Origin of the sequence: Mycobacterium sp. 4D054, assembly GCF_052245755.1 — a bacterium.
Classification (GTDB): Bacteria; Actinomycetota; Actinomycetes; order Mycobacteriales; family Mycobacteriaceae; genus Mycobacterium.
In genome coordinates this window covers 21,890-33,000 of the sequence record NZ_JBQQCF010000038.1, presented here as the reverse complement: position 1 = coordinate 33,000, position 11,111 = coordinate 21,890, and the positions used below count along the sequence as shown (strand labels likewise).

Below are 11,111 nucleotides of genomic sequence, written 5' to 3'. Positions count from 1 at the left end.
TCGCCGGGCCCCTCAGGCGCCTCGACGAGGTTCCCAGGCGCCGCTGAGCAGGATCCCGGCGGTGTATTCGGAGGCCGAAGCGACCATGCAGCGGCGGGTGGCCTGGTCGAACCGCGTGACCATCACCTGCTCCCCCAGCGCGCGATAGTCCTGAACCGCCCGGCGGATCTCGTCCATCTCGTCCGGCCGCGGGAGGTAGTCGGCGCCGATCCGGGTCCGGTAGAGCTCTTCGAGACTCGTCACGAAAGCCTCGGCCAGGTCGTCGACCGAATCCTCGGCGGCTTCGACAAACCTCAGGAGCGCCCGGACATACAGCGCGGGATCCGGCGAATGGGCCAAGATGTCGGCAGCAGCACCGTCGGTCATCACGACCCGGCCGTTCTCGATCTCGGCCAGTCCGTAGCCGGCCAGCTTGCGAGCCTCCTCGCTGTCGGCGTCGATCGCGACGGCTGCCGGGGCGGACTCGGGCTCCGGTGTCCCTTCGCCGAGCACAGCCTGCTGCAGCCCCAGGATGTCGGCCAGATCGGTGCCCTGGCGCATGCTGGCGAAGAACTCGGCGATGTGAGCCGAGTTGTAGCCCTTCCGGAGTAGCTGACTGATGGTGTTGAGCTGGGACAGGTGATAGTCGTCGTACAGCGCTGAACGTCCGACCCGCCGCGGGGGGTCCAGCAGACCTCGCTCCCGGTAGGCCCTGATATTCCTGGCGCTGATGCCGGATTCCCGCGCCAGATCTTCCAGCCGGTACTCAGCCACGCGTCACCGCCCCCCACATCCGAAGCGGCGGGCTGATCCACGGCCGCGATCGTGCATTGCACCACTTTACCCGCGGATCGACGCTACGAGCGAAGTAAATGCACACCGGCTTTTCGAGCAGTGTAGGTCGTCGACGATACGACTATCAGCGCAAATACTGCACCGTGTGAAATTTCTATGCCGACAACTGCAGATTCAGCCAACTCTGACGCCACCGCAAGCCGGCTCCGGCCGGAATTCGATTGGCACTGACGGGGCGGGGTACGGGAGGATGAGCTGTTCGCAGCCAGAGCAGGACATTAAGACAAAGCACGGCGGGAGGTGTGGGCGTGCGTCCGTGGATCGTGTGGGCCACCGGGCTGTTCGCGTACATCGTCGCAGTGCTGGCTCGCACCACGCTCGGGGTGTCGGGCCTGGCCGCGGCCGACCGATTCTCCGCGGGTCCCAGTCTGCTGTCGACGTTCGTGGTGCTCCAGGTCGTCGTGTACGCGGGGGCTCAGGTGCCCGCCGGCCTGCTCCTCGACCGGTTCGGGTCGCGAGCGCTGATCGCCTCCGGGGCGGCCCTGATGGCGGCGGGGCAGATGGCGCTCGCGTTCACCGAATCCCTGCCGACGGCGATCGCCGCCCGCGCCGTGGTCGGGCTCGGCGACGCGGTGACGTTCATCTCCGTGCTGCGCCTGGTCCCGCACTGGTTTCCCCCACGGCAGATCCCGGTGGTCACGCAGCTGACCGGCATCTGCGGACAGCTGGGCCAGGTGCTGTCCGCGGTTCCGTTCCTGGCGCTGCTGTCCGCCTCGGGATGGTCGGTGGCCTATGTCTCCGCTGCGGCGGTGGGTGTGCTGTCGCTCGTGTTGACGCTGGCCGTCGTCAGGAACACCCCGGACGGTTCGAAGAGCACCTCGGAGGCGATGACGGTCCGCGAGACGCTGCGCAGCGTGAAGACGGTGTGGCTGCGCCCGGGCACCCGACTGGGATTCTTCACCCACATGGGGACCCAGTTCTCGATCACCGTGTTCGCGCTGATGTGGGGACTGCCCTATCTGACCGAAACGCAGGGGTTGTCGCCGGGTCTGGCCGGCGGCCTGCTGAGCCTGTCGGTGGTCACCGCCATCGGCGCGGGAGTGCTGATCGGGTTCCTGACCGGGCGCTACCCGCACCGCCGATCACGCATGGTGCTGATCATCATCGCCAGCAACGCGATCGCGTGGTCGGTGGTGCTCGCCTTGCCGGACGCGGCGCCGCTGTGGTTGCTGGTGGCGCTGGTCATGGTGATCTCGGTGGGCGGTCCCGGCTCGATGGTCGGCTTCGACTTCGCGAGGACCTTCAATTCGGGCGCGACGCTGGGCACCGCGCAAGGCATGGTCAACATGGGCGGGTTCATCGCGTCGTTGTTGCTGATGCAGTCGATGGGCCTGGCGATGGAGGCCGCGGGCGGAATCTCGTTCGACTCGTTCCGCACCGCCTGGACGCTTCAGTACGTCGTATGGGCGCTCGCCGTCATCGGCATCTTGATCACGCGGCGCAAGGCACGGCGGTTGCTGCGCGCCCAAGACGACCGGATGCTGCTAGAGGGGATCGAAGCCTAGGGTTCGACCGCCGCCGCGACGCGCCGGTGCCCGACCAGTTCGTGACCGACGACCGAAACCACCGGGGCCAGTGTCACCACCAGCAGACAGTTGGCCATCGAGATCCCGCGGTCGGCCAGCATCACCGCCACGGCGAGTACGGCGGCGGTCAGCACGACCATGACGACGTGAAACAGGTCCACGGTCCGCGTCATGGCCGCGTACAGGACATAGACCGTCGCGATGAAGACACCCACGGGTACGGCCACCGCAAGCACGGTGGCGACCGAAGACAGCGCCGAGTGGTGCTCGATGTAGTAGGCCGCCGCGTGCAATCCCGCGCCGGTGCCCACGATCGAGGCGAACACCACAATGTGCACGTAGCCGAACCAGAAGGAGCGTTCTCGCCGTAGGTGCAGGATCTCGGCGTGGGGGAACATGTAGTAGATCCACCACATTCCGAACGTCAATCCCGTTCCCGCAACGGCGACGAACACGGCCTCGACCGACCATCCCTGCGCACCGACGACCGCCGTCAAGGACGCCACCGTGCCGACGACCCCTTCTCCAAGTGCGATGATGGTGAACAGCCCGTACCTCTCGACGATGTGATGGGCGTGCCAGGGTGTTCCACCCTGACGCCATTCGGCGACCACCGGCCCCGTCACCTCCACGAGAACCAGCGACACCACGATCGCGGCGGTCACCGGCACCGAGGTATGGACGAAAATCGCCAGCACCCACCCGATCTGGGCGATCATGATCCACAGCGCGTAGGTCAAGCAGGCTCGGCGGCGCAGCGGGTCCTGCCCGGCGGCACGCAGCCACTGGGCGACCATCGCGACCCGCATCACGACATATCCGGCGACGACCACCGTGTTGTCGACGTGCCCACCGTGTTCGATCGACGAGTACATCTGGGGCAATCCGAGCGCCAGGACGATGACGCCGACCATCTGCAGCATCGTCGTCAGCCGGTAGGGCCAGTCGTCGGTGTGGTACGCCGATGCGAACCAGCTGAAGTTGATCCACGCCCAGCACACCGCGAACATCGCGAAGAAGAATCCGGCCAGGCCCGGCACGACGTGCCCTGCGGCGAGCAGATGGGCGAACTCCGAGGCCGCGATCCCGAAAGCGATCACGAACGTCAGATCGAACAGCAGCTCCAGCGGCGTGGCGGTCCGCCCCGGCTCGTGTGTGTCCCGCCCGGACATCGGCCGGGTTCGGTGCGCTCGACCGGTGGATACGTGCACGTGCTCGCTCACGGGCTCTCTCCTTTTGAACGTGGGGCAGAGCGTAGCGGCGCCTGCCGGCGTGCCACGATAAGGTTCGGCCATGAACGCGGTCGGAGTGGTGTTGGCCGCGGGCCTGGGCACCCGGGTCGGCGCCGACGGCAACAAGGCCTACCTTCCGTTGGCGGGCCGCAGCATGTTGGCCTGGTCGTTGGACACGCTGATCAACCTCCCCGACATCGCCCGCACGGTACTTGTCCACCGCCGCGGCGAGTTCGAGCTCGCACGTGACACCCTGAAGCACGAGATCGACTGCACCACAGTTGAATTCGTTGAGGGTGGGGACAGCAGGCACGCGTCGGAGACCAACGTGGTGCGGTATCTGGCCGACGACATCGAGGCCGGGGCCGTGGACGTCGTCGTCATTCACGACGCCGCGCGCCCGCTGGCCGGGCCCGGCATGTTCGTCGAGGCGATCACGTTGGCCCGGCAGTTCGGTGGCGCGCTGCCGGCGCTGCCGATCCGGGATGTGGCGCGGGCGGGCGGCGACGGCCTGAAACGCGTGGCCGACGACGCGTTGCTCGTCCGGGTCCAGACCCCCCAGGCTTTCCGCGCACGCGACCTGCTGCACGCCTACCGCAGCGCCTCGCGCGACGATTTCGAAGGCACCGACACGTCGTCGTGCGTCGAGCGCTACACCCGGGTCGAGGTCCGGACGTTCCGGGGCCGCACAGACAATCTCAAGGTCACCTACGCCCGTGACGTCGCGGTGGCGCACCACCTTCTGATCAACGCGGGGAGTCCTGCCGACCCTCGATGAGCGCGGCCAGGAAAGCCGCCTCTGCGGGCAGCTCGAATCTCATGGCGTCGGTGTCGCCGTCGACAAGCGTCAGCGCCACGTCTGCGGCCAGTGCGGCCGACAGTTCGTCGAAAGGCTCGCCGGTGCTGAGCAACCTGAGCAACACCGCGTGGTCGAATCCGCGCGGGTACTGGACGGTGCGCAACAGGGACCGGTCGATCGTCGCGGTGACCGTGCCGTGCGCGTCGACGGCTTTCACGCTGTCGGTCACCGGACGGATCGGCAGCGCCATGGCCGCACCGCCGCGCACCGCCGAGACCACCGCGTCGAGCATCATGTCGGCGATCAGCGGCCAGGCCGGATCGTGCAGCAGCACCGGTCCGTCGGCCGCGGCCGACAGGCCCGCCGCGATGCACTGCGCGCGGGTGCCCGGCGTGTCGGCGGCGACGACGCGGACCGCCGAGAACTCCGTCGCGGCAAGGGCCTCGCGCACGACGTCGGAATGGCGGGGGGCCGCGGCGATCACGACGTCGCAGGTCCGGGTAAGCGCGCCGACGATCCGGAGCAGCGGGGACTTGCCGCACACCGGGGTGAACACCGCGTCGCGGTGCTGCTCACCGTCCTCGGGCAGGGGCAAAATCGCCGTCACGGTCACGGCGTCCGAGGCTATACCGATCAGACCGGGTCGAACGACTCGATCAGCCAGTTGCCGTCGATCTTCTTCAGACCGACCTTGACGCTGCTCGCGGCGAACGCCCCGTCCGGGTTCTCCTTGCTGGTGGTGGTCTGGTTGATGAACACCAGCACCTCGGCGGAGTCCGGTTGGATATCCGACACGGCCGCACGCACCACCGAGGCCGCTGTCTTCACCGACTTCTCCTTGGCCGCGGGCGTGACGATCTGCTCGGTGAACTGCGTGTAATAGGACAGGAAATCGCCGGTCAGCTTGGCCTTGGCGTTCGTGAAGTCCTGATCCAGGGATTCGGGTGAATACGACAACAGCGCGACCGTTCCGGTCTTGGCGGCATCGAGAGCCACCTGTGCCGCCGCGGGGTCGGTCTGCTGATCCGGCCGATAGTCGTTGACATACAGCCAGCCGGCGATGCCGGCCGAGGCCAGCAGCGCGACGGCCAACAGGATCGCGCTGACCAGGCCCCGCCTCGAACGGCGCGGAGCTTTCGCGGCCGCTTCATCGCCGGCGTCGCCGCCTGACCGTTGCCCGGCCGCCGAGGCGTCATCGCCGTCCGGATCGATGTCACCGCCGTCCGCGTCGACGGCCTCGTCAGCGTTCGCATCGGCAGTCACGGCGGCGTTCTCGTCGGCCTCCACGTCGTCCTCGGTGCGTTGGTCGTCGCTCACGGCACAAACTCGACTTTCGACATCTTGATCTGCCCGTCCTCACGCTCCAGGCTGACGCTGAGCCGCCACGTGCGCGGCTCCTGGTCGGCGCCTGCGGTGTTGGTGACCCGCGACGATGCGGCGACCAGCACCTGGGCGGAGTCGTCGGACATCGATTCCACAGCAGTGGAGTTGACCGTCACTTCGGTGACGACCTTGGAATCCTGCGCGACCTTGACGAAATCCGCCGCCTGGGTCTCGAAGTCCGACTTGAACTGGCCGGTGGAGTTGTCAATGATGCGCTGTACATCCTCCTCGGCTTTGTTGAAGTCCAGCGACATCAGCGTGACCACACTCTGCCGGGCCGCGGCGACGTACTCGGCGTTCTGCTGGCGCACCTTCTCGGCCGCCCGATGACTCCACATCATGTATCCGCTGGCGCCCAGCAGCGCCACCGTGCAGAGCACCACGACGCCTGCGACGACGGCCGTCCAGCGCGGGCGCGGTAGGCGCCGCTTCCGTGTGACCTTCGGGGCGGAGTCGGCGGGGTCGGGCACCGGATCGCTGCCGTCCACCGCCTCGACGGCGACCGGCTCTGACCCCAGGGCGTCACCGTCGTCGTCGACACCGGCTTCGTCGACACCGGCTTCGTCGTCGACACCGGCTTGGCTGTCGGCATCGGTCTCGGCGGCGAGTGCCTGCCGTCGCAACCGGGCGGCGCGGGCGCGGGCCCGGGCGGCAGCGGCCAGCGCCTCCGCCTCGGCGGCCTCGGCTTCGGCTTCCTCGACGAGCGCGCGCGCCTCCTCTGGGTCCGCGGCGGTGCCAGGTTCCGCGGTCGATTCCTCGACGCGATCGGCGTCGATCACCGAGTCGCGGCGCCTGAAAGACGGCACACCGACCTCCTTGTCTGCAGGGTCGTTTGAACGATAATCGCTACGAGAATGTCATTCTTCTTTTTTGAGTATCGCATTGACGATACCTCGGTCACGCCGAGCTAGACAAAGGTCCTGAGTGCAGAAATGCTGGTTCTCGGCTGTGCAGCCGCTCAGCGTTGATGGTTCTGCAACCTGTCCTTCATCACCTTGCCGGTGGCATTCAACGGCAACTCGTCGAGGAACTCTACATACCGCGGCACCTTGAAACCCGCCATTCGGTCACGACACCATGCGATCAACCGGTCGGCGCTGAGTTGGTCGTGCGCCGGGTCGGCGACGACGAAAGCTTTGCCGACCTGACCCAGGCGCTCGTCGGGGACCCCGATCACCGCGGCCTGCGCCACCGCGGGGTGCTCAAGCAGGAAACCCTCGATTTCAGCCGGGTATGCGTTGAAGCCCCCGACGATGAACATGTCCTTCTTGCGGCCGACAATCCGCAGACGTCCCGCGTCGTCAAGCGTGCCGAGGTCCCCGGTGTGCAGCCAGCCTTCTGGATCGATCGTCTCGGCGGTCGCGGCGGGATCGTCGAGATAGCCCTGCATCACCGTGTAGCCGCGGATCAGCACCTCACCGTCGTCGGCGATGCGCAACTCGACACCGTCGCAGGCCACGCCGGCGGTGGTCGCGATGTCCTCGAACGAGTCCCCCGGCCGCGACAGCGTTGCGGTGCCGGCCTCGGTCAGGCCGTACCCGGTCGCCAATGTCTGGAACGGGAGCTCCTCGTGCACCCGGCGGACCAACTCGACGGGGATGTCGGCAGCGCCGGTCACCCCGGCGCGCAGCGTGGCCAGCTTGCTCTTGTCCTTGACGCCGAGCAGTGAGTGGTACAGCGTGGGCGGCCCCGGGAGCATCGTGACGCGTTCTGCGGCAACGAGTTCGACGACGCGCTCGACGTCGAAAACCGCGACGGGCAGCATGGTGGCGCCGCGGATGAAAGAGGCGATGAGTCCGGCCTTGTAACCGAAGGTGTGAAAGTACGGATTGACCATCAGGTAGCGGTCACCGGGCCGCAGATCGGCCAGCTCGCACCATTCCTCGTACAGCCGCAGGTTCTGCCGGTGATTCATCATCACACCTTTGGGACGCCCCGTGGTGCCGGAGGTGAAGATGATGTCGGAGACGTCGTCGCCGTCGACGGGACGGCTGAACGGCGAACCGCTGCCCAGGAAGTCCGATTTCAGGTCGAACACCGGCGGTCGCCTGCCGGGCCACGAAGAAGGTAGCGCATAGTCGACGCCGAGGAATCCCTGTTGCACCAGAACAGCTTTCGCGCCGCTGCGGCTGATGATGTCGGCTGCCTCATCGGCCTTGAAGCGGGTGTTGACGGGCACCAGCACCCCGCCGGCGGTGAGCAGTCCGAACGCGGCGATGATCCACTCGGCGCTGTTGGGTGCCCAGATCGCGGCCCGCTCCCCCTTGGCGATCCCGAGATCGGCAAAAGCACCTGCGGCGCGCTGGATCCGCTCGACGAGCTCTGTGAAGGACAGGCGCAGCGGACCGTCGACGACCGCTTCCGCGTCGCCGAATCGGTCCGCCGCGCTGGCGACCATCTCCGGGATGGTCGCCCATCGGGCTTGATACGTCACGTCGTGACGAGACGTCCCAGGTTGCCGCCCATGATCTTGGCCTGATCCTCGACCGAAAGATGCTCCAGCGCGGTGACGTAGTGCGTCGGCTCGGCCAGACCCTCTGGGTGCGGCCAGTCGGAGCCGTAGAGCACCTGGTCCACACCGATGAGGTTGATCAGGTCGTCGATGCCCTCCTCGTAGAACGGGCTGACGTAGATGCGGTTCTTGATCTCCTCGATCGGGTTGCCCAGGAAGGCCTCCGGAGCCTTCTTGTACACCTCGGCCATCGAGTCGAGCAGCGGGAACATCCACTTCGAACCGGCCTCGACGATGCCGACCTTGAGCTTGGGATGGCGGAACAGCGCACCGTGAATCACCCACGAGGCCACCGCATCCTGGATCGGGCGCCACTCGTTGAGGATCGACATCGCGTTGGTCTGGAACGGCAACATCTCCTGTGCGGCGCCGTCCCACTCCGAGGTGTAGCGCGAGTAGCCGCTGTCGCTGGAGTGCATGCCGACGAAGATGTCGTGGTGGACGACGCGCTCCCAGAACGGGTCGAATTCGGGCAGCGCGAACGACCGCGGGCCGCGGAAGCCAGGCACCGGAGCGGGCCGGATCAGGATGGCGCGGGCGCCGCGCTTGACGCACCACTCCAGCTCCTCGATCGCCTTCTCGACGATGGGCAGAGTGATCACCGGGGTGGTGAAGATCCGGTTCTGGTAGTTGAAGCCCCACACCTCGTCCAGCCACTGGTTGAGCGAGTGGATGAGCACGTGGATCGCGACCGGGTCGTCGGAGAGCCGCTCCTCGATCAGGCTGGCCAGCGTCGGGAACATCAGGCTGCGGTCGACGCCGAGCTCGTCCATCACCTTGATGCGCGGCTCCGGCTCGAAGAAAGCCGGGATGGCCTTCATCGGCTCACCGAACAGTTCACGCTTGCTCTTGCCGTCCGGGTTGCCGTACTTGAAGTACTCCTCCCAGGCGCCGGGCTTGGCGACGACCGAGAAGGTGGGGTTCGGGATGTAGTTGCTGATCTGGCCCTTGAGCGCGATCTTGGTGCGCCCGTTGACCTCGACGTACTGGACGACGTCCTTGTACTCCTTGGGCAGATACTTCGTCATCGCCTCTGGCGGTTCGTACAGGTGGTTGTCCGCATCGAACAGCGGGAACGGGATGTCCACCCGGTGCGACAGTTGTCCCATGAAAGACTCCTTTTCCTATCGGGAGAATCGTATTCTCATTTGCGGGAGGCCGCAACGACCAACCCGTCGCCGGCGGCGACCTGCTGCCGGATCACGTACTTCTGCACCTTCCCGCTTGCGGTGCGCGGGAAATCCCGACCCTCGGGCACCCGGTGCAACTCCTCTGGCCATTTCTGGGTGGCGACACCGGCCGCGGCGAAGTGCTCCTGCACCTCGTCGAGCGTCGGCATGGCGTGACCGTCACGGATCCTCAGGACCGCCGCGGCATGCTCGCCCAGCCGCGGGTCGGGTGCGGCGACCACGACCGCCTCGGCGACGGCGGGCATCGCCAGCAGCACCTCCTCCACTTCCAGGGCACTGATGTTCTCCCCGCCGCGGATGATCACGTCAGCCTTGCGGTCGGTGATCGTCAGGTAACCGTCCTCGTCGAGCACCCCGATGTCGCCGGTGCGATACCAGCCCTCGTCGTCGAACGCCCGCGCGGTCAGTTCGTCATCGGTGTAACCCATACACAGATCGGGGCCGCGGCTGTAGATCTCGCCGTCCGGACCGAGCCGGATCTCCACCCCCGGACGCACGTCACCGTCGGTGAACAGCCGCTTCTCCGCCGGGGCGGTGGGCCGGGAACCGGTGATCGACGGATGTTCGGTGCTGCCGTACGAGCGGAACACGAACATGCCCAGATCGGTGAGACGCTGGGTGACCGCCGCCGGCACCGTCGACCCGCCGAGGCCGACGGTCTTGAAGGAGCGCAGGTGCTCGGGTCGGCAATCGGGGTGGTCGAGCAGACTGGTCACGAAGTAGGGCGGCCCCCCTCCGATCGAGAGGCCGTCGCTCTCGATGAGCTGGAGCACCCGCCCGGGGTCCCAGACATCGCACAGGTCGATCGGCGCGCCTTCGAGCACCGGGATCAGGAACGCGCCGATCATGCCGATGAAGTGGCCGACCGGGGTCGCGGTCAGTTGCCGCCCGCGGTCGGCCGGGTAGTTCGCCAGCAACTGGCGCGTCTCGAAGCTCAGCGTCTGGTGGCTGTGGATCACGCCCTTCGGATCACGGGTGGTGCCGGAGGTGAACGCGATCAGCGCCGGTCCGGCGGGGTCGGCGGCCACCGTGCCGACCAGCGGCTCGTCGGCGAGCAGCGCCTCGAACGCGTGCTCGTTGGCCGCCCCCGACCCGTCTCCGGCGACCAGCCCGACGACCGGCACATCGGCGCACAGGTCGGACTGATACCGCATCCGCCCGAATTCCTCGGTGGTCACGAACACCCGCGGCTTGGCGGTGGCCAGGATGTGGGCCAGCTCTTTGCGACCGTAGAAGTGCACGATCGGCACGATCACCGCCCCGAGGAAGGCCGCGGCCCAGAACACGACCGCGGCCTCGCGCCAGTTAGGCAGTTGCATCGCCACCACATCAGCGGGACCCACCCCGCGCTCACGCAGACCCGCGGCCAACCGCCGGGCGTCACGCTCGACGTCGCCGAACGTCCCCTGGTAGGGCCGAATCGACGAGTGCACGTAGAAGCCGGTCTCGGGACTGTTCGCGAGCCCTCGGGCCAACAGGTCGCCCAGGGTTTCCGGCGTCCAGTAGCCCTCCTGCTCGTAGCGTCTGACGAGCTCAGGAGGAATCCTTCGCATGGCTGTGCGCCACCTTCCTATCCGCAAGGAGATGCCACGCGATGCTATTCTCCTCCTGCGAGAATGCCAATACCGCGAACGG

The 11,111-nt window shown here is 67.1% G+C and carries 10 protein-coding genes; 2 read left to right on the top strand and 8 right to left on the bottom strand.

The features are described 5' to 3' along the window. Positions 1-12: 12 nt before the first annotated feature. Positions 13-753 carry a MerR family transcriptional regulator gene (locus ACTWP6_RS22780; protein WP_260754409.1) on the bottom strand — a complete coding sequence of 247 codons (741 nt, stop codon included), beginning with the start codon at positions 751-753 and terminating at the stop codon, positions 13-15. Positions 754-1,082: 329 nt separating this feature from the next. Here ACTWP6_RS22780 and ACTWP6_RS22775 point away from each other — a divergent pair, with 329 nt between their 5' ends. Beyond that, positions 1,083-2,339, top strand: a complete 1,257-nt coding sequence (locus ACTWP6_RS22775; RefSeq protein WP_443188848.1) for an MFS transporter — start codon at positions 1,083-1,085, stop codon at positions 2,337-2,339. Here ACTWP6_RS22775 and ACTWP6_RS22770 read toward each other — a convergent pair. Continuing rightward, positions 2,336-3,532 carry a low temperature requirement protein A gene (locus ACTWP6_RS22770; protein WP_443188859.1) on the bottom strand — a complete coding sequence of 399 codons (1,197 nt, stop codon included), beginning with the start codon at positions 3,530-3,532 and terminating at the stop codon, positions 2,336-2,338. The two genes, ACTWP6_RS22775 and ACTWP6_RS22770, sit on opposite strands and share 4 nt — an antisense overlap. Positions 3,533-3,653: 121 nt before the next feature. Between ACTWP6_RS22770 and ACTWP6_RS22765 the strand changes: the two genes are divergently transcribed. Beyond that, on the top strand, positions 3,654-4,370 hold the full coding sequence (locus tag ACTWP6_RS22765) for an IspD/TarI family cytidylyltransferase (protein WP_260754414.1): 717 nt from the start codon (positions 3,654-3,656) through the stop codon (positions 4,368-4,370). Here ACTWP6_RS22765 and ACTWP6_RS22760 read toward each other — a convergent pair. The 6 genes from ACTWP6_RS22760 to ACTWP6_RS22735 all read right to left on the bottom strand — a co-directional run bounded on the left by ACTWP6_RS22760 (position 4,339) and on the right by ACTWP6_RS22735 (position 11,029). Next, on the bottom strand, positions 4,339-5,004 hold the full coding sequence (locus ACTWP6_RS22760; RefSeq protein ID WP_260754415.1) for an IspD/TarI family cytidylyltransferase: 666 nt from the start codon (positions 5,002-5,004) through the stop codon (positions 4,339-4,341). The genes ACTWP6_RS22765 and ACTWP6_RS22760 overlap by 32 nt on opposite strands. A gap of 20 nt (positions 5,005-5,024) precedes the next feature. Further along, the gene (locus ACTWP6_RS22755) at positions 5,025-5,708 is read right to left on the bottom strand and encodes a hypothetical protein (protein ID WP_443188847.1); all 684 of its coding nucleotides are present in this window, start codon (positions 5,706-5,708) and stop codon (positions 5,025-5,027) included. Continuing rightward, positions 5,705-6,580: a hypothetical protein gene (locus tag ACTWP6_RS22750; RefSeq protein ID WP_443188846.1), complete on the bottom strand. Its 876-nt coding sequence runs from the start codon at positions 6,578-6,580 to the stop codon at positions 5,705-5,707. The genes ACTWP6_RS22755 and ACTWP6_RS22750 overlap by 4 nt, the downstream gene beginning before the upstream one ends. Before the next feature lie 152 nt (positions 6,581-6,732). Beyond that, entirely contained in the window at positions 6,733-8,172 is a 1,440-nt protein-coding gene (locus tag ACTWP6_RS22745; RefSeq protein ID WP_443188858.1) for a FadD3 family acyl-CoA ligase, read from the bottom strand. A 32-nt stretch (positions 8,173-8,204) separates the two neighbouring features. Then, on the bottom strand, positions 8,205-9,395 hold the full coding sequence (locus tag ACTWP6_RS22740) for an amidohydrolase family protein (RefSeq protein ID WP_260754422.1): 1,191 nt from the start codon (positions 9,393-9,395) through the stop codon (positions 8,205-8,207). Between the two features lie 35 nt (positions 9,396-9,430). Continuing rightward, positions 9,431-11,029: an AMP-binding protein gene (locus ACTWP6_RS22735; protein WP_260754424.1), complete on the bottom strand. Its 1,599-nt coding sequence runs from the start codon at positions 11,027-11,029 to the stop codon at positions 9,431-9,433. Positions 11,030-11,111 lie beyond the last annotated feature (82 nt).

What these genes read in the sequence shown, in the direction of transcription:
- ACTWP6_RS22770 (WP_443188859.1), bottom strand. Translation starts at nt 3,532, where the DNA reads ATGTCCGGGCGGGACACACACGAGCCGGGGCGGACCGCCACGCCGCTG.
- ACTWP6_RS22765 (WP_260754414.1), top strand. Translation starts at nt 3,654, where the DNA reads ATGAACGCGGTCGGAGTGGTGTTGGCCGCGGGCCTGGGCACCCGGGTC.
- ACTWP6_RS22745 (WP_443188858.1), bottom strand. Translation starts at nt 8,172, where the DNA reads ATGGTCGCCAGCGCGGCGGACCGATTCGGCGACGCGGAAGCGGTCGTC.
- ACTWP6_RS22740 (WP_260754422.1), bottom strand. Translation starts at nt 9,395, where the DNA reads ATGGGACAACTGTCGCACCGGGTGGACATCCCGTTCCCGCTGTTCGAT.
- ACTWP6_RS22735 (WP_260754424.1), bottom strand. Translation starts at nt 11,029, where the DNA reads ATGCGAAGGATTCCTCCTGAGCTCGTCAGACGCTACGAGCAGGAGGGC.